Annotated in this window: 14 protein-coding genes and 1 riboswitch; of the genes, 5 read left to right on the forward strand and 9 right to left on the reverse strand. The window is 62.5% G+C overall.

The window, feature by feature from the left end:
- Positions 1-86 precede the first annotated feature (86 nt).
- Positions 87-572: a nuclear transport factor 2 family protein gene (locus HX814_RS13730; RefSeq protein ID WP_177008677.1), complete on the reverse strand. Its 486-nt coding sequence runs from the start codon at positions 570-572 to the stop codon at positions 87-89.
- Positions 573-777: 205 nt separating this feature from the next.
- The gene (locus tag HX814_RS13735) at positions 778-1,518 is read right to left on the reverse strand and encodes an SDR family NAD(P)-dependent oxidoreductase (protein ID WP_177008678.1); all 741 of its coding nucleotides are present in this window, start codon (positions 1,516-1,518) and stop codon (positions 778-780) included.
- A 174-nt stretch (positions 1,519-1,692) separates the two neighbouring features.
- Between HX814_RS13735 and HX814_RS13740 the strand changes: the two genes are divergently transcribed.
- Together HX814_RS13740 and HX814_RS13745 are read left to right on the forward strand one after the other, a co-directional pair.
- Positions 1,693-2,292, forward strand: a complete 600-nt coding sequence (locus HX814_RS13740) for a TetR/AcrR family transcriptional regulator (RefSeq protein ID WP_177008679.1) — start codon at positions 1,693-1,695, stop codon at positions 2,290-2,292.
- A 355-nt stretch (positions 2,293-2,647) separates the two neighbouring features.
- Positions 2,648-3,394, forward strand: coding sequence for a BPL-N domain-containing protein (locus HX814_RS13745; RefSeq protein ID WP_177008680.1), 747 nt, complete (start codon positions 2,648-2,650; stop codon positions 3,392-3,394).
- Between the two features lie 68 nt (positions 3,395-3,462).
- On the opposite strand, the gene HX814_RS13750 is transcribed toward HX814_RS13745, so the two are convergent.
- The 7 genes from HX814_RS13750 to lexA all read right to left on the reverse strand — a co-directional run bounded on the left by HX814_RS13750 (position 3,463) and on the right by lexA (position 14,195).
- On the reverse strand, positions 3,463-3,726 hold the full coding sequence (locus HX814_RS13750) for a hypothetical protein (protein ID WP_083853185.1): 264 nt from the start codon (positions 3,724-3,726) through the stop codon (positions 3,463-3,465).
- A 236-nt stretch (positions 3,727-3,962) separates the two neighbouring features.
- The gene (gene uvrA, locus HX814_RS13755) at positions 3,963-6,491 is read right to left on the reverse strand and encodes an excinuclease ABC subunit UvrA (RefSeq protein WP_177008681.1); all 2,529 of its coding nucleotides are present in this window, start codon (positions 6,489-6,491) and stop codon (positions 3,963-3,965) included.
- 164 nt (positions 6,492-6,655) lie between these two features.
- Complete coding sequence (locus HX814_RS13760) at positions 6,656-8,365, reverse strand: ATP-binding protein (RefSeq protein ID WP_177008682.1); 1,710 nt, start codon at positions 8,363-8,365, stop codon at positions 6,656-6,658.
- A gap of 113 nt (positions 8,366-8,478) precedes the next feature.
- Positions 8,479-11,568: an error-prone DNA polymerase gene (locus HX814_RS13765; protein WP_371318523.1), complete on the reverse strand. Its 3,090-nt coding sequence runs from the start codon at positions 11,566-11,568 to the stop codon at positions 8,479-8,481.
- Positions 11,544-12,959: a DNA polymerase Y family protein gene (locus tag HX814_RS13770; RefSeq protein ID WP_177008684.1), complete on the reverse strand. Its 1,416-nt coding sequence runs from the start codon at positions 12,957-12,959 to the stop codon at positions 11,544-11,546. The genes HX814_RS13765 and HX814_RS13770 overlap by 25 nt, the downstream gene beginning before the upstream one ends.
- A 7-nt stretch (positions 12,960-12,966) precedes the next feature.
- A complete protein-coding gene (gene imuA / locus HX814_RS13775; protein WP_177008685.1) occupies positions 12,967-13,578 on the reverse strand; it encodes a translesion DNA synthesis-associated protein ImuA in 612 nt (203 codons plus the stop codon).
- Entirely contained in the window at positions 13,578-14,195 is a 618-nt protein-coding gene (lexA, locus tag HX814_RS13780; RefSeq protein ID WP_003210482.1) for a transcriptional repressor LexA, read from the reverse strand. Before lexA ends, imuA begins: the two co-directional genes overlap by 1 nt.
- A 101-nt stretch (positions 14,196-14,296) precedes the next feature.
- Positions 14,297-14,504: riboswitch (cobalamin riboswitch) on the forward strand.
- 93 nt (positions 14,505-14,597) lie between these two features.
- Here lexA and HX814_RS13785 point away from each other — a divergent pair.
- From HX814_RS13785 to HX814_RS13795, 3 genes are read left to right on the forward strand one after another with little or no spacing between them, the layout of a single operon-like run.
- Positions 14,598-16,532: a TonB-dependent siderophore receptor gene (locus HX814_RS13785; RefSeq protein ID WP_177008686.1), complete on the forward strand. Its 1,935-nt coding sequence runs from the start codon at positions 14,598-14,600 to the stop codon at positions 16,530-16,532.
- Positions 16,533-16,543: 11 nt separating this feature from the next.
- Positions 16,544-16,876: a (2Fe-2S) ferredoxin domain-containing protein gene (locus HX814_RS13790; protein ID WP_177008687.1), complete on the forward strand. Its 333-nt coding sequence runs from the start codon at positions 16,544-16,546 to the stop codon at positions 16,874-16,876.
- Positions 16,873-17,793: an ABC transporter substrate-binding protein gene (locus tag HX814_RS13795; protein ID WP_177008688.1), complete on the forward strand. Its 921-nt coding sequence runs from the start codon at positions 16,873-16,875 to the stop codon at positions 17,791-17,793. The genes HX814_RS13790 and HX814_RS13795 overlap by 4 nt, the downstream gene beginning before the upstream one ends.
- The last annotated feature ends 150 nt before the right edge of the window (positions 17,794-17,943 follow it).

Raw genomic sequence — 17,943 nt, forward strand, 5'->3', positions numbered from 1 at the left:
TGTAAGGCTGCGGGGTGCCAACTCGAAGAGTCAGAGCCCCACACCCGAACCCTCTCGCGAGTTGAGCGTAGAGCCTGTTTGTTCTGTCAGGCGGTTTGGGCGACCGCATCACTTTGAACACCTTTAACGTGGTGCTGAAGGTCGCCTGCAAAACGCAAAGTCACCTCACGACGAGTGAAACGCCACGCCCCATCCTGCAGCTCGAATTGGTCGAGGTACTTGCCGGCGCAGATAGGTTGCAATGGGAATCCGTCGAGCTGCTGATGCACGGTGTAGTAACTCTCAGAACTCGCTTTATCGCCCGAAGGCGCGACGTCAATCAGTACGTTGGTGATCGAATGCCAAGTGCGCGGCGTACCGTCGGCGTGTACCTGAAGACCCGCCTCGAAAAAACCCAGCAACCCCTCAACCGTGGAGGCCTCAGTGCCTAGCACATGAATCACCGCATGCTGAAGCACTTCGGCCACACCCGCGAAATCTCCGCTGTCAAGACGATGGATGTAGGTAGCGTGAAGACGATGAATGGCGCTCTCGGCGTCAAGACGTGCGAGGATTTCTGGTGAGTTAGTCATGACTCTCTCCTAGGCTTCAGCCCACAAAGGAAGGATGTATAGCGGCGGCCATACATTTGATGCGCTCGGCAAACGACCTTGGCGATAATCCAATTTGGCGTCTGACGAGCAATGATTTTGATAAGCGAGTTGTCAGTCTTGTGGCTGGCGCCGAAACGGGATCAACACTTGCGGTAAACCTCGGGCTGCACAGCCATCCAGTGATCTAACACTGCGAAGCCCCGCCATCCGCGAACAGCTCGACGCCGTTGACGTAGCTGGCTGCATCACTGGCCAGGAAGGCCACGGCAGCGCCAATCTCATGGGCCTGACCGATACGTCCGATGGTGCTCTTCTCACTCAGGGACTCGATCACGGCCTCAGCGTGTTCCGCTAGCATATGACGTAGTGACGGGGTATCCACAGGGCCCGGGCTCAGGAGGTTGATGCGCACCCCTCTGCCTTTGATATCGAGCGTCCAGCTTCTGACCAGCGTGCGCAATGCTGCTTTGGTGGCGCCGTACACGCTGAGGCCGGGGCCGGGATCAATGGAGGCAGTAGAACCAATGATTACAATGCTGCCGCCTTCGCCCATGAGAGGCAGTGCGCCCTGAACGGTGAAGGTCACACCCTTGACGTTGGTGCTGAATACTCGGTCGAAATAGGCCTCGGTGATGCTGCCAAGCGGAGCGATTTCACCCATACCGGCGTTGGCGACCAGCACATCGATTCGGCCATGACGAGTCTTGATTACGTCAAATAGCACAGCGAGATCGGCTATCACCGAGACGTCCGCGACCACCGCGCTGGCCTGGTCCCCGAGCTTCGATAAAGCCTCCTCCAGTTGCTCCTGCCGACGCCCGGTAATCACCACCGTGGCCCCTTGCCCTGCCAGCTCTTGGGCGATGGAAAGGCCCAATCCCGAGGACCCTCCGGTGACGAGAACGACTTTGTCTTGAAACTGCATGCTGATACTCCCGTATGTGTTGAGGGCGAATGAATTTATATAGCGCACACTACATAGCGTTCGCGAAGGCCGCAAGCTATTTAGTAGTTGCTATATAATCCCGCCGTTCAGCTCAGCGCAGTTGCCCCAGGATATAGCGGTCGCTACAATCACGAGCACACCAACGAGATCACCATGACTGACAAAATTCGCCAACGCCGCCCTGCTTTCGATAGAGAGGCTGGTGTCGCCATTGCCCAAGCCATGTTCCACGAACACGGCTTCGACGCGGTGAGCCTCACGGATCTCGTCGAGGCCATGGATATCAAGCCGCCCAGCTTTTACGCCGCGTATGGCAGCAAGGCTGAGTTATTCGAGAAGGCCATGCTGCGCTACACCCGCGAGCATGCTTTGCCGCTGGACAAACTGCTGGCGCCGGACCGACCAGTGCCTGAAGCACTCGCCGCCTTGTTGGTCGCGGCAGCGAAGCAGTATGGAAACGACAGTGTCTTGCGCGGTTGCATGGTCACCGAGGGCACACGTGCGGACGACGAAGTAGCCCGCCAGATGGCGCAAACTCTGGCGGACGGAGGCGTCAAGGCGATTCGGAATTATCTTGATCTGACACTGCCCGAAAAAGCCCAATGCCTCACTGACTACCTTTCGATTACCCTGCGCGGGCTATCGTCCGCGGCGTGTAACGGCATGCCCCGCAAACGGCTAATCGACGCCGCACAGACGGCGGGCCGGTTCATTGCTCACGAGTTGGGTAAAGAACAGCGAACGGCACGCTAAGCCATGCGTCCACCACCGAGCTGTCAGTCTCGACATATACGCTGACCTGGCCGCACACGGCTGAAGGGACTTTCTGCGACCGCCAGAGGCCGCTTCTGGCCGATTGCAGCCAGTCACCAATGGCAGCAATCGGACAAAAGCAGCGAACAACGCCAACCCATCCGGCGTTACTGCACTTTGCATAGCCCTTCTCCAAACACATCCGTAGCCGATGTATTGGGCCAGCCTGGAAAATGTTGCGCCAAGCAACACTGGCCGATTTACAAATGTTCACGCCTTCACGTGGCTATTAGCTTTAGGCTTTGACTCACAAAGTCCGATCGGACCCAATCAGCTTTAAGACGACTCTACAACCATGAATCTGCACGCCATCGCCGCGACGCTTTTTGCGTTTTTCACACTGCTTCCTTCCTCAGTGCACGCCGCGACACCCATCGCCCATGTCGCTATCTACCGAGGCCCGGCGGGCTGCGAGGGATGTTCAGAGAATGTCAAAACAGCCCTGCTGCGCGCCCGCCCGAATGCGCAGATTGACTTTGTAGGTGCCGATGAATCGATCGACATCACGCCGCAAAGCCTCGCTCGTTATGACCTCTACGTTCAACCGGGTGGCGGTCAGGACATCCCTGCGGCGCTTGATAGTTTGGGGGATGCGCGGGTGCAGGCCATTCGTGACTTTGTCGCCCAGGGTGGGCGCTACCTGGGGCTTTGTATGGGTGCTTATCTGGCCGACGACAGCAACTTTGGCCTGATACCCTACGACCTTGATTCAGAGGCGGGCAGGCCTGGGTTTGAGGTCGCGGGCATTGCAGACGCGGCGGTGCAGGTTGTGTGGGATGGGAAAGCCGATAGCGTCTTTTATCAGGATGGGCCTTACTTCCCCAAGCCTGACGCGACCTCGCCTTCTTCAACCATTGCGACCTACCGGAATGGTGATGTGGCGGCAGCGCGTTACACCTATGAAAACGGGGTAGTGGTGCTGAGCGGCCCGCACCCAGAGGCGGATCGGGAGTGGTTCGAGAAGGCGAATATTCCCTTGAGCAAGATGCCGCGGGGTGAGCTTTTTGGGGCGTTGGTGCGCAGCATTGAGGGGCGCAGGTAGGGGGCGATGATGACTTCCGGATTTCAGCTGGATGCTCCAGCCAACTGAAAAAGTCATATGGCCGCCAGCTATTTACCCAGGTTTTGATTCATCAAATTGTCCAGTACGGGAAATTTGGTGGCCGCCTGCCATTCGCGTAAATGCTTGCAGCCTTCATCATTGAGCTCGGCAAGGTTGCTGCGAGCGTCGCATATCGTGAACCACTTCTGCCGGAGAGATGGATACTTTACAAACTCTTCCCGGGTTGGGGGTTGGTTAGTGGACAAACGCAGAACTGACAGCACTAAAAGGGCAGACACCCCGATACCGATAGAGCCGTTTTTATAATTCATATCAACTTCCGCAAATGAGAAACCTAACCCCACAGCAGAACTAATGACCGCTGTTAATTGCTTGGGGCGTTGGTCGACTATAAGAAGAGAAATGGATCGATAAAAGATCCATTTTCGACGTATCTCATAGGGCCATTTATTCACAAGATGGGGAAATCAGAAAAAATCGGGGCAGTCTACCGAACGCTCGGGCAATCACGAAGCTGCCGGCGAACCTGGCGCACGTCGAGCAAAACTCAGCCCAACTCGCGCCCCAAAAACGGCGCCGTCCGGCTGCTCTTGCTCTTCGCCACCTTCTGCGGCGTGCCACTCACCACCACCTTCCCGCCTCGATCCCCGGCCCCCGGCCCAATATCAATCACCCAATCACTCTGCGCCACTACGCGCATTTCATGCTCCACCACAATCACCGTGTGCCCCGCCTCTACCAGGTGATTCAACTGGCTCAACAACCGGTCCACATCCCGCGGATGCAGCCCGGTCGTCGGTTCATCCAGCACATACAACGTCGCGCCCCGGGCATTGCGTTGCAGCTCGGTCGCCAGCTTGATGCGCTGCGCCTCCCCGCCTGACAACTCGGTCGCCGGCTGGCCAAGGCGCAAATAACCCAAGCCAATATCCCGCAGCACTTGCAGCGAGCGCAGCACACCCGGCTCTTCGGCAAATACCTCTACCGCCTGTTCAACCGTCAGCCCCAGCACTTGGGCAATGGTCAGCCCTTCCCACTTGATCGCTAACGTCTCCGGGTTGTACCGCGCGCCGTGGCACGTCGGGCATGGCGCGTACACGCTGGGCATGAACAGCAATTCAACGCTGACAAACCCCTCGCCTTCGCAGTTCGGGCAGCGGCCTTTGGCGACGTTGAAAGAGAATTGCCCGGCGTCGAAATGGCGCTTTTTCGCCGCGGGTGTGGCGGCGAACAGTTTGCGTACGTTGTCGAACAGGCCGGTGTAGGTCGCGAGGTTGGAGCGCGGTGTGCGGCCGATGGGTTTCTGGTCCACCTGCACCAGGCGGCGGATGTGTTCCAGCCCGCCGCTGATACGGCCGCCGCTGGTTTGCGGGGCGTCGTCTTCGAGGCTGGGTTCGTCTTCGGTTTCCACCACGCGGCCCAGGCCTGCGCCTACCAGTTCCAACAGCGCCTGGCTGACGAGGCTGGATTTGCCCGAGCCGGAAATGCCGGTGACGGCGGTGAAGCAGCCCAGGGGAAAGTCCACGCTGAGGTCGTTGAGGTTGTTGCGCGTGACGCCTTCCAGGCTCAGCCAGCCGGTGGGTTGGCGCGGTGGTTGGCTGACCGGGCGTTTTTCGGCGAACAGGTATTCGCGGGTTTGCGAGGCTTCGACCTGCGCCAGGCCGGCGGGTGGGCCGCTGTACAGGACCTGGCCGCCGTGCTCGCCGGCAGCCGGGCCGACGTCGATCAGCCAGTCGGCGCGGCGCATGGTTTCCAGGTCGTGTTCCACCACGAACAGTGAGTTGCCGGCGGCCTTCAGGCGGTCGAGGGCGGCGAACAGGGCTTCGCCGTCAGCGGGATGCAGGCCGGCGGAAGGTTCGTCGAGCACGTAGATCACGCCGAACAGTTGCGAGCCCAGTTGGGTGGCCAGGCGCAGGCGTTGCAGTTCGCCGGAGGACAGGGTCGGTGTGCTGCGCTCAAGGGCCAGGTAGCCGAGGCCGAGGTCGGTCAGGGTGCTGACGCGTTCGAGCAGGTCCTGGGCGATGCGTTGGGCGGCCAGGCGTTTTTCCACGGAGAGCTTTTTATCGCCCTGCCCTTCAGCCACCGGGCGCAGGAGCTCGGCGAGTTGCAGCAGGGACATTTGCGACAGTTCGCCAATGTCTACGCCGGCAAATTTCACCGACAGCGCGGCCTTGTTCAGGCGTTTGCCTTCACACAGCGGGCACGGGCTGCCTTGCATGAACTGCGACACGCGCTTTTTCATCAGGGCGCTTTGGGAGTGGGTGAAGGTGTGCAGGATGTAGCGCCGGGCGCCGGTGAAGGTGCCCTGGTAGCTGGGCTCGAGTTTGCGTTTGAGGGCGTCGCGGGTTTGGGCCGGTGTGAAGCCGGCGTACACCGGGACGGTGGGGGTTTCTTCGGTGAAGAGGATCCAGTCGCGCTGCTTTTTCGGCAGGTCGCGCCACGGGATGTCGACGTCGTAGCCCAGGGTGACGAGGATGTCGCGCTGGTTCTGGCCTTGCCACGCCAGTGGCCAGGACGCCACCGCGCGTTGGCGGATGGTGAGGGAAGGATCGGGCACCATCAGGGCTTCGGTCACTTCGTACACGCGGCCCAGGCCGTGGCATTGCGGGCAGGCGCCCTGGGGCAGGTTGGGGGAAAAGTCTTCGGCGTAGAGCATCGGTTGCCCCGCCGGGTAACTGCCGGCGCGGGAGTAGAGCATGCGGATCAGGCTGGACAAGGTGGTGACGCTGCCCACTGATGAACGTGTGCTGGGTGTACCGCGCTGTTGTTGCAGGGCCACGGCGGGCGGCAGGCCTTCGATGGCGTCGACGTCCGGTACGCCGACCTGGTCGATCAGGCGGCGGGCGTAGGGCGCCACGGATTCGAAGTAGCGGCGCTGGGCTTCGGCGTAGACGGTGGAGAATGCCAGCGAGGACTTGCCGGAGCCTGACACGCCGGTGAACACCACCAGGGCGTCGCGGGGGATGTCCACGTCGACGTTGCGCAGGTTGTGTTCCCGTGCACCCCGCACCCGCACGAAGCCAGGGCGTTGGGAGGTGAGTGAGGTGTCTGGTGGCAGGTTGCGCTGGGAAGTCATGGGTAACCTTATCGGTGTGTTCAAGGCAGTGAAGATCAACTGTGGGAGCCGGGCTTGCCCACGATGACGGTGTGCCAGTTACCGGATGGGGTGCCTGACACTCCGCCATCGCGGGCAAGCCCGCTCCCACAGTGGTTTGGTGTTGCTGGCTGGATCTCCATCCGTCACATCATTCGTGAGGTCAGCACCGAGCGCACCCGTTGCGCCAATTCATCCGGGCCATAGGGTTTGCTCAGCAGGTGAATGTCGGTGCCCAGCAGGTGGTTGCTGGAAAGGATGTCGCGGGTATGCCCGGAGGTAAACAGCACCGCTATCGCCGGCACTTGCTCTCGCGCCCACTTGGCCAGGTCGGTGCTTTTGACCCGGCCCGGCATCACGACGTCGGTAAAAATCAGGTCCGGTTGCAGGCCGGCCTGGAGCATCAGCATGGCCCGGTCGCCATCTTCGGCGGTAAGCACGGTGTAGCCGGACTGTTCAAGCAATTCCACCGCAGCCGCACGTACGCCTTCGTTGTCTTCCACCACCAGGATGGTCTCCTGGCCGCCGCTGTGTTGTGCAGGCTCGACGGGCGCATCGTGGTTTTCCGGCTCTCCCAGGTTGCGCGGGAAATACATCTGCACCACGGTGCCGCTGCCCTCCACGCTCTCGACCTCAACATGCCCGCCACTTTGGCGCACGAACCCGAACACCATGCTCAGGCCCAGGCCGGTACCGTGGCCATTCGGCTTGGTGGTGAAAAACGGTTCGAAGGCCCGTGCCAGGATCGTTGGTGACATGCCGGCGCCGCTGTCGGCGACGGCCAGGCGCACATATTCACCGGGGTTGATGCTTTTACCGGCGCAATCCGGAGGGTTGAGAATAATGTTTTCGCCGGTGATCCGAATCACCCCCTCGCCTTTCATGGCATCCCGGGCGTTGATCGCCAGGTTGAGCAGTGCGTTTTCCAGTTGGTTGCGGTCGACGTTAATGCACCATGGATCCTGGGGCAGTTGCACATCAATGTGGATGGTTTCTCCCAGCGCCCGCTGCAGCAACTCGCCCAGGCCTTCATAGATGCGCAGCGGGTTGTACACCGCCGGTGACAATGGCTGGCGACGGGCGAAGGCCAGCAGTTGCGAGGTCAGTTTGGCCCCACGTTCCACTGCCGCGATGGCGGCGCTGACCCGGCGCTGCACCTGGGGGTTGTCCGGTTCATGCCGGGCCAGCAGGTGCAGGTTGCCGGCGACCACTTGCAGCAGGTTGTTGAAGTCGTGGGCCACGCCGCCGGTCAGGCCACCGATGGCTTCCAGCTTCTGTGATTGGCGCAACTGTTCTTCGGCGGCGGAACGGGCTTGCACCTCCGCGGCCACGCGCTGCTCCAGGTTGTGGGTGAGTTCCTGGCGCAGGCGCTCGGAGATCATATGTTCGGTGGTCTCCACTACAATCGCCAGGACCCCGGCCGGTCGTTGGTCGTCACCGGCCACGGGGCTGTAATACAGGTCCATCCAGACTTCTTCCGGGCGGCCGTCGCGCAACAGTTCCAGGGGCAGGTTGCGGTAGGACAAGGTGCCGCCAGCCAGGCAGGTGTCGACCACATTGCGGTTGAAGTCGGCGACTTCCGGCCAGCCCAGTTCCACCGGCGCACCCAGCAGATAAGGGTGGCGCCCGCCGGCAAACACCGAATAGCTGTCGTTGTAGATCATGTAACCGGCGTGCCCCCACAGCATCACCATGGGCATGGGCGACGCCAGCATCATCTGCACGGCGCTGGTCAGGCTGGAGGGCCAGGCACTCATCGGGCCGAGGTCGGTGGTGGACCAATCGAAAGCACGAATCCTCTGGGCCATTTCCCCAGCCCAACCCTCACAGCCGTGGGTATTGGATAAAAACTGCATCGGTCGGCTCTGCAAAAGATAAAAGGTGGGCGGCGATGAAAACTTTGAGCCCGGCAGTGGCGGTTGGTTTCATCGCATATTGCTTATGCCGGCAGGAAGGAGCAAGGGCCGACTCAGCGAAAGTCCCGGCTGCGCACACTGATGCCCGACAGCAACGGGGTCAGGTCGGTCAAGCGCCCGGCGATCAAGTGCCGAACCTCGCCCACCGCCTCCCAGCGGCCATCTACCTTGAGCAACCGCGAGCCCACCAGCGCCTGGCGTTGGCGCTCGGCCAAATCGCGCCAGACCACCACATTGATATTGCCGAACTCATCTTCCAGGGTGACGAAGGTAACGCCGCTGGCCGTGCCCGGGCGTTGTCGACCGGTGACCAGGCCGGCGACGCTGACGTTGCGGCCATGTTCAACCCGCAGCAATTCCCTGGAACTGCGGCAACGCCGCGCGCGCAGTTCATCGCGCAACAGCGCCAACGGGTGTGGGCCCAGGGTGGTGCCGACGCTGGCGTAGTCGGCATATAAATCTTCGCCGACTGTCGGCTGCGGCAGCTCCACCACCGCCTCTTCCGGGCTGGCGATACCGGCAAACAGGCCCAGTTGTTTCTGCACCCCGGCCACCTCCCAACGCGCCCGGTGCCGATGCCCGGCCAGGCCGCGCAAGGCACCGGCATCCGCAAGCAATTCCTGGGCGCGAGTGTCCAATTGGGCACGCTCGCCCAAGTCGGCAATATCAAAAAACGCCCGGGCCTGACGCGCCGTTTCGATACGCCGGCCGTCCTCTTCGCGAAACCCGGAGATCATGCGCAAGCCCATGCGAATCGCCGGTTGCTGGCCTTCGATCGGCTCAAGGCTGCAATCCCAGTCACTGGCCTGCACATCCACCGGGCGGATCTGCAAATGATGGCGACGGGCGTCCTGCAGGATCTGGTCGGGGCTGTAGAAACCCATGGGCCAACTGTTGATCAGGGCGCAGGCAAACGCTGCCGGTTCATGGCATTTAAGCCAGCAACTGGCATAGGTCAGCAAGGCGAAACTGGCGGCGTGGGACTCGGGAAAACCGTAGCTGCCAAAGCCCTTGATCTGCTCGAAGATCTGCGCGGCGAAGGCTTCGCTGTAGCCGTTTTTCAGCATGCCGGTGCGCAGGCGTTGCTGATGGGGTTCGAGGCCGCCGTGGCGTTTCCAGGCGGCCATGGAACGGCGCAGTTGGTCGGCTTCGCCGGGTGTGTAATCGGCGGCGACCATAGCGATCTGCATGACCTGTTCCTGGAACAGCGGGATGCCCAGGGTGCGTTCCAGTACGGACTTGAGTTCCGGCGATGGGTAGGTGGTTTCTTCCTCCTTGTTCCGCCGCCGCAGGTACGGATGCACCATGCCACCCTGGATGGGCCCCGGCCGCACGATGGCGACCTCAATGACCAGGTCGTAGAATTTTTCCGGTCGCAGGCGGGGCAACATCGACATCTGCGCCCGCGACTCAATCTGGAACACGCCGATAGTGTCGGCCTTGCTGATCATCGCGTAGGTTGCCGCATCTTCCTTGGGCACCGAAGCCAGGCTCAGGTCCTGGTTGCGATGGCGGCGCAGCAGGTCGAAGCAGCGGCGAATCGCACTGAGCATGCCCAGCGCGAGGATGTCCACCTTGAGCAGGCCCACGGCGTCGAGGTCGTCCTTGTCCCACTGGATGATGGTGCGCTCGGCCATGGCCGCATTTTCCACCGGCACCAGGGTGTCCAGCGGGTGTTCGGAAATCACGAAACCGCCGGGGTGCTGGGACAGGTGCCGGGGGAAGCCGATCAGTTGTTGGGTCAAGGTCAGCACCCGGCGCAGCACCGGGCTGTCGGGGTCGAAACCACCTTCGCGCAGGCGTTCCAGGGGCGGTGCTTCGTCGCTCCAGCGTCCACAACAGTCGGCCAGGGCGTTGACCTGATCCGGCGGCAACCCGAGGGCCTTGGCCACGTCGCGCACCGCGCCGGCGCCGTGGTAGCTGCTGACCACCGCCGTCAACGCGGCGCGGGTGCGCCCGTAGCGCTGGAAGACGTATTGCAGCACTTCTTCACGGCGTTCGTGCTCGAAGTCCACGTCGATGTCCGGCGGCTCGTTGCGTTCGCGAGACAGGAAGCGCTCGAACAGCATGTTCATCAGGCTCGGGTCGATCTCGGTGATGCCCAGGGCAAAACACACCGCCGAGTTGGCCGCCGAGCCACGGCCCTGGCACAGGATCGAACGGCTGCGGGCGAAGCGCACAATGTCGTGTACGGTGAGGAAGTAGCTTTCGTAGCCGAGGTCGCTGATCAGTTCCAGTTCGTTATTGATCTGCTGGAGGGTCTTGGCGTCGACCCCTTTCGGCCAACGCTGGGCGATGCCTTGCTCGGTCAAGGTGCGTAACCAGGATTTTGCATCCTGGCCTTCAGGTACCAACTCCCTGGGGTATTGATAGCGCAATTGGCCGAGGTCAAAGGTGCAACGCCGGGCAATGTTCAGGGACTCTTCCAGCAAGTGCGCCGGGTACAGCGCGGCCAATGCATCGAGGCTGCGCAAGTGCCGTTCACCATTGGGATGCAGGCGCGCGCCGGCTTCGGCCACCGGGACGTGGTGACGGATTGCGGTCATGGTGTCTTGCAACGCACGGCGACCGCGCACATGCATATGCACATCGCCGCAGGCCACCGCCGGCAGGTGCAGGCTGGCGGCCAGGTTCAGGCGTTGCTCAAGGTGACGGGCATCGTTCTGGCCGCAATGCAGTTCCACCGCCAGCCACAGGCGATCGGTGAAGGTGCTGCACAGCCATTGGATATGGGCCTGGGTGTCGGTGTCTTCGACCATCCATAACGCGAGCAAGCCGTGTACCGCGGTGAAGTCTTCCTGCAGCAAGCGGTAGTGACCTTTTCCCGCACGGCGACGGGCAATGGTGATCAGCCGGCACAGGTGTTGATAGCCTTCCAGGTTCTCCACCAGCAGCACCAGCTTGGGGCCGTTTTCCAGGCGCATCTCGCTGCCGATAATCAGCGGCAACCCGACTTCCTTGGCCGCCTGCCAGGCACGGACGATGCCCGACAAGGTGCATTCATCGGTGATGGCCAGCGCCTCGTAACCCTGCTGCCTGGCCCGTTCAAACAGCTCGCGGGCACTGGAGGCGCCCCGCTGGAAACTGAAGTTGGACAGACAATGCAGCTCCGCGTACTTCATGCGAACCAGCCTTGCAGCCACAGCGTGCCGCTCTCGCCCACGGTGCGGTAGGCCCAGCCTTGCTGGCCGGCACGGGTGCGCACCAGGTAATAATCGCGGCGCACATCGGCGCCATCCCACCAGCCGGATTCGATGCGCTCCGGGCCCATCAGGATGTGTAGACCCTGCTCGGCCAGGGGCGTCGGTTCATGCAACAACCAGCCCGGGCGTTGCACGTTGTTTGAGGGTGAGCACGGGCGAAGATCAGCACCGGCTTGCCAGGCGCATTCTGGGCGGTGGTCGGCGTGAAAGCGCAGGCCTTGCACCGCTTCGTCCCCCAACCGCGCCCGCAGGCGTTCGCGCAGTTGTTCCCACGGCAGGGTTTGTTGCGGGCGCTCGTCGAACAGGTCCTGGCGCTGGGGCACAAACACCGGCAGGTCCTGGGCCACCAGGCGAAAGCCACGCACCGGCGAGGTGACTTGCACCTGCTCCAGGCGGCCGCGGGCCAGTTCGAACAGCATCGCCGCGTCACGCTCGGCGCTGAGCAGGCCGACCTTGATCACGCTGTCGGGCTCGGCCGCGTGCTCCAGGTGCAGGTCAAAACGCTGCACGCCACTGTCGCGGCCACACAGGAACGCCGACAGATCGCCAGTCAAACGGCGCAAGGGAAACAGCAAGGCCTGGTGGGACAACACATCAAAATTCAGCTCGATGCGCACATCAAACCGGTCCGGCGGCTGGTAGAACGCCAGCGCCAGGGGCCGTTGGCCGCACAGTGCATCGAGGTGCTTGAGCAGCGCAGCGTCGAAGCGCCGGGCCAGGGTATGCCGAGGCAACGCCTGCACCTGGGCCAGGGTGCGCAAGCCCATGCGCGACAATGCGGTGGCGGCTTGCGGGTCGAGGCCGGCGCGGTCGATGGGGATCGGTGCCAGGGCGTGTTGCAGGTATTGCTCATCGGCCACGGCCAGGCCGTCGTAGACATTCGCCAATATCCGCGCCGCCGCCGGGTTCGGCGCGGCGACGATGCGGTGACGAAACCCCAGTTCGGTCAGCTCCTTGCGCAAGCGTGCTTCGAGCAACGGCCACGGCCCGAACAGGCCCAGGCTCGACTCGATCTCGAACAGCAACGCCCGTGGGTAGAACACGCTGACCTGGGAGCTGAAACGGTAGGCCCAGGCGGCGAGAAACTGCTGCCAGTATTCGATCTGCGCCGGGTCGTATTCGGCGCAGGCGAACGCCTTGGTCAAGGCATGGGCCGCCGTCAGGGATTGGCCGGGGCGCAGGCCGAGTTTGCGCGCGGCGTCATTGACGGTTTGCAGCACCCGCCGCTGCGGCGTGCCGGCCAGCAGGGCCAACGGCTGGTCCGGTTCGGGGCGCGAACGCAGCACCCCGTCCAGCGCCAATTGCGGGAACACAATACACACCCAGCGCATGCCAACCTCAGTGCCCAAGCGCAATGGGCGCGGGATGGGCCAGGCCACCCCGGCACTTGAGCACCCGCACTTGCGCAGGGCTCGCCTCAACCGCCAGGCGCAACGCGGCCGGTGACGGGTTGATGGCCTCGTTCAAGGAGCGCCAGGCAAAGGCCAGGGTCTGGCCGGTTTCCGCCGCCACCTGCAAGCGGCGCAAGGCGCGGTCATCGGCCTTGCGCGGCCAGCACAGCACCGCGCCACAGCTGCCGGAACGCAGGCATTGCTCCGCTGCCCACAAGGCATCGCGTTCATCGGCCTGGATCACTGACAGCTGGCGCACATCCACCCCGGCGTTTTGCCAGGCGTGGGGGTACGGCGTGTAGGGCGGCGCCACCAGCACGATGCGCTCACTGGCCGCCGCCAACCGTGCCAGGGTCGGCCACACCAGCTGCAACTCGCCCACGCCCTCCTTCGCCATCAGGATTTCGCTCAACGCCGCTTCCGGCCAGCCACCGCTGGGCAGCACCGCATCCAGGGCCGCAAGCCCGGTGGGATGGACGCTGGCCGGCGGCGCGGCGGGCCGGCCTTTCCAGACCCGGCCGCCATTGAACAGCGAGTCCAGTGCAACGACGGCGCCCATCAGCCTTGCCTCACCAGGCCGCAGAACACCCCTTCGATGGCCAGGTCCTGATCGGGCCGCACCACGATGGGTTGATAGGCGGGGTTGCGCGGCAGCAGGCGCACACGCTCGCCCACGTGTTCGAAACGTTTGATGGTGACTTCACCGTCCAGGCGTGCCACCACGATCTGCCCGTTCAAGGCCTCGGCACTGCGGCGTACGCCTACCAGGTCGCCATCGAGGATGCCGTCTTCGATCATCGAATCGCCCTGCACCCGCAGCAGGTAATCCGGGGTTTTCGCGAACATGCCCGGGTCGAGCAATAGACGGTTGTGCACTTCGGCATCGGCGCCAATGGGCAAACCGGCGGCCACCCGGCCGAGCACCGGAATATCCAGCAGCTCCGGCCGCGCCGGTTGATTGAGCAGGCGGATGCCGCGCGCCTGGTTGGGGTTGACCTCGATAAAACCGCCCTCGGTCAGCGCCAGCACATGCTTGCGCGCCACGCTGCGGGAGGCAAAGCCGAACGCCTCGGCGATCTCGGCGAGGCTGGGAGACTGGCCTTGCTGCGCGATACGGTCGCGGATAAAGGTCAGGATGGCGGTACGGCGGGGCGTTAGATTCTTCATGGAGTACATTTGTACTCCTGTGGGAATTTTCTGGCAATATCCGTCAGTCGCTTCCCTGGGAACCGCCGGAAAAGTACCCGCCAAGTTGACGAACGGTCTTTCGAATGTTCAGATGCCGGCCTGTTTCAGGTGCCTCATGCCGCCGTGCATGGGGTGAAACGGGAAACCGGTGCCGCTCTTTTCGAGCCAGTCCGGTGCTGCCCCCGCAACGGTAGACGCATGACCCCTTCGACACACCACTGTGGCCTGCGCGCCATGGGAAGGTGAAGGTGTCCATAAGCGTGAGCCCGGAGACCGGCCTGGAATTCTGTTTGGCAAAATCCTGCGGTGGGCGGGCATGGGCCGGTATTGGCGTGTGCTCGGTGCCTACTCGTGCGTGCTTTTCGCGAAAGATACTTTTCCGAGAAGACTATGATTCGACCTTACAATACGTCCGTGCCCAGCCTGTTGCTCGGCTGCCTGTTCAGCCCCCTGCTGCTGGCCGACGACCCTCCCCTTGAGCTCAAGCAGCAGATCATTTCCGCACCTTCGGTGGAATCCACTACCGTGGCCGACATGGCCCAGTACGGCAGCAAGGTCGAGATCGTCACCCGCGAACAGATCGAACGCGCCGGCCCCGCCGCCGATGTGTCGCGCGTGATGCAGATGTTCATCCCCGGCCTGTACGTGGCCCCCAAGAACGGCCCGTTCGACTACGGCACCTATTCCCTGCTGGGTGGGCGCAACGACGACACGTTGATCCTGCTGGACGGCGTGCGCCTGAACAACCGCCTGTACGGCGGCCTGTACCTGGACACCCTGCCCGCCAACGCCATCGAGCGCATCGAAGTGCTCAAGGGTGGCCAGAGCCTGCTGTTCGGCACCCAGGCGGTGTCGGGAGTGATCAACATCGTCACCCGCAGCCCGCAAACCCGCGAGGCGTCCGGCGAGGTGAACCTGGGTGCCGACACCTTCGGCGGCACCACCGGCGACGCCCGGGTCGAGAAGATTTTCAATAACGGATTTGGCGACCTCGGCTTGCTGGCCTACGTCAGCCGCAACGCCTCCGAGGGCTACCAGCCGTTTCGCAACCGCGACATGAAAAACGTCAGCGACAAGAAACGCTCCTACGAAGTCACCACCTTCGGCACCAAGGCGATCCAGTCGTTTGGCGATGACACGCGCCTTGAGCTGTTTTACCAGTACGCCGACGCCAACCTCGATTTCGCCCGCCCGGTGGACAACCACAAGACCACCAACGACCGCGTGCAACAGATCGCCACGGCCACCTTCGAGCAAACCCTCAACGAGCGCCTGAGCTACTTCGTCAAAGGGCATATCAACGATTGGGACACGCGCTATACCCGCATCAACAATATCGAAGGCGGCGGCACCCGGGCCATCAACCACAACGACTACTGGGGCTTCACTGACTGGGGCGTGCAGGCCGAAGGCAAGGCCGTGCTGCCCGGCGAGCACGTGCTGGTATTCGGGTCCGACAACCAGTGGTTCAAGGGCCAGGACGATGTATTGATCATCGACGACAACAAGGCCCAGGCCCACGCGCTGTATACCCAGTTGCGGCCGAATATCGAAGCCCTGCCGAACTGGCACCCGAGCATCGGCGTACGCCACGAAGCCATGAGCGGCGGCGACAGCGCCACCGTCGGCATGCTCACTTCGCTCTACGACCTCAACGACAACTGGGCCCTGCGCGGCCAATACGGCACTGCCTACAAACTGCCGAATGCCGAGCAACTGTTCGTCAACGAAGACGATGAAAAAGGCAACCGCAACCTCAAGCCGGAGAAGAGCCGCAACGCCGAACTGGGCGTCGACTACAAGGGCAGCCTGCTGGCCCGGGACTTCAGCGCCAGCGTCACGCTGTTCAAACGCAAGATCACCGACCTGATCACCCTGGACGATATCCAGTGGGTCAACGGCCAGGGGCAGATCCAGATGCGTGGTTTCGAGGCCGACGCCAAGCTGCAGCTCAATGAACAATGGAGCGTGCAGGCCGACATGACCCGCAACCTCACCGAGTCCCGTGCGGGTGTCACCATCAACGATATCCCGGGCTTCTTCGCCCGCTCGCGGGTCGGCTATGAATCGGCGGACCGCCTGTGGGGCGCCGGCACCGCCGTGCGTTACATCGGCGATATCGTCAGCTCGAAAAAGGTCGAATACGGCAACTACACCGTGGTGGATGCCGACGCCTATCGCTACCTCGACAACGCCCACCAACACCGCGTGAGCCTGCTGGTAGAGAACCTGTTCGACCGCGACTACGTCACCAGCCGCGCCAGCAACGTCGACAACCTCGGGCGGCCGTTCACCTCCGAAGTACGCTACACGTATCGCTTCTGATGAGTACGCCCGTGGAAACTCATCCGGACTGGTCCCACGTGCCTGACCACGCCCGTCACGTGTTCCTGTGCACCGGCCCGCGCTGCACCCAGCGTGGCGCGCTGCAACTGTGGAAAACCCTGCGCCGCCACCTGCTGGCACGCGACCGCATCGAAAAACCTGGCGGCGTGCTGTTGACCCGCACCCACTGCCAGTTCCCGTGCAACCTGGGGCCGATCGTGACGGTGTACCCGGACACGTGCTGGTACGGCGTGCACAGCAACGCAGACGTGCAACGGCTGGTGGAAGTGCATCTGGTGGGCGGCGAAGTCGTCGAGGATCTGCTGATCAAGGAGCGCCCATGAAAGCCTCGTGGTTGCTGTTGGGCGCCCTGCTCTGCCCATCGTTGGCCCTGGCGGACCGTTATCGCAACTGCAACCAGGACTGGACGGCCGCCCACTCACCGCCTTCGCGCATCGTGGCCCTCAATCAGCATGCGGCCGACCTGTTATTGGCGCTGGATGTCGGTCCCGCATTGGTGGGCGTGGCTTATCTGGATGACAACGGTGTGGCCCACCGACACGGCGAGTATTTCGGCGTGCCGGTGATTGCGCCCAAGTACCCGTCCAGCGAAGTGCTCTATGCGCAGAAACCGGATCTGGTGGTCGGTGGATTCGCCACTGCCTTTGGCACTGGTGTCACCTCCCGCACAGGGTTGGCAGGCAACGGGGTTGGGTCGTACTTGCTGGAGTCGGCGTGCGACGGGCACTCGCTGGATTACTTCGGGCATATTCGCAACGACCTGTTTACCCTCGGCGCCCTGGTGCACAAACAGCAACGGGCGCGGGCGTTGAGCGATGCCATGGACGCCGACCTGGCCAGTGCCCAGGCACTGGCGGGCGAAGGTAAACCGCTGTCGGTGTTCTACCTGGACAGTGAGGTCAACGGGCTGGACAGCGAAGGCCGGCGTGGGTTCGTCACCACGTTGGTGGCGGCTGCTGGTGCGCGCAATTTATTCGCCGGGATCAACCAATACCGCGTCACCGTGAGCAGCGAAACCCTGCTGATGAGTGATCCGGATGTAATTTTGCTGGCGGATGCGCTGTGGTCACCGGCCAGCCGCAAACGTCAGTTGCTGACCACCGACCCGGTGCTGTCGCGTTTGCGGGCGGTGCGGGAGAACCGGATGATCGATATTCCCTTTACCCATTTGGTGCCCACCGCGAATAGCGGCCGAATCGTGTTGGAGTTGGCGAGGCAATTCAAACAACTGGCTGAATAATTCACGAGCGAAGCGCCTGACCAATTTACTCAGTCCATGCCACCGACCAAAGTTGTGAAACGCTGTAGGTTTCCAATGCTGAGCGCTTCGTACTTTTAATCGCCTCCAGCTCCTGGCCTGACAGATCAGGGTGATAGAGCTCGCACTTGG

It is taken from the genome of Pseudomonas sp. C8002, from assembly GCF_013385765.1.
Lineage (GTDB): Bacteria > Pseudomonadota > Gammaproteobacteria > Pseudomonadales > Pseudomonadaceae > Aquipseudomonas.

Excerpts from the sequence above, each read along its gene's own strand:
- HX814_RS13730 (WP_177008677.1), bottom strand. The coding sequence starts at position 572 with ATGACTAACTCACCAGAAATCCTCGCACGTCTTGACGCCGAGAGCGCC.
- HX814_RS13735 (WP_177008678.1), bottom strand. The coding sequence starts at position 1,518 with ATGCAGTTTCAAGACAAAGTCGTTCTCGTCACCGGAGGGTCCTCGGGA.
- HX814_RS13740 (WP_177008679.1), top strand. The coding sequence starts at position 1,693 with ATGACTGACAAAATTCGCCAACGCCGCCCTGCTTTCGATAGAGAGGCT.
- HX814_RS13745 (WP_177008680.1), top strand. The coding sequence starts at position 2,648 with ATGAATCTGCACGCCATCGCCGCGACGCTTTTTGCGTTTTTCACACTG.
- HX814_RS13750 (WP_083853185.1), bottom strand. The coding sequence starts at position 3,726 with ATGAATTATAAAAACGGCTCTATCGGTATCGGGGTGTCTGCCCTTTTA.
- uvrA (WP_177008681.1), bottom strand. The coding sequence starts at position 6,491 with ATGACTTCCCAGCGCAACCTGCCACCAGACACCTCACTCACCTCCCAA.
- HX814_RS13760 (WP_177008682.1), bottom strand. The coding sequence starts at position 8,365 with ATGCAGTTTTTATCCAATACCCACGGCTGTGAGGGTTGGGCTGGGGAA.
- HX814_RS13770 (WP_177008684.1), bottom strand. The coding sequence starts at position 12,959 with ATGCGCTGGGTGTGTATTGTGTTCCCGCAATTGGCGCTGGACGGGGTG.
- imuA (WP_177008685.1), bottom strand. The coding sequence starts at position 13,578 with ATGGGCGCCGTCGTTGCACTGGACTCGCTGTTCAATGGCGGCCGGGTC.
- lexA (WP_003210482.1), bottom strand. The coding sequence starts at position 14,195 with ATGTACTCCATGAAGAATCTAACGCCCCGCCGTACCGCCATCCTGACC.
- HX814_RS13785 (WP_177008686.1), top strand. The coding sequence starts at position 14,598 with ATGATTCGACCTTACAATACGTCCGTGCCCAGCCTGTTGCTCGGCTGC.
- HX814_RS13795 (WP_177008688.1), top strand. The coding sequence starts at position 16,873 with ATGAAAGCCTCGTGGTTGCTGTTGGGCGCCCTGCTCTGCCCATCGTTG.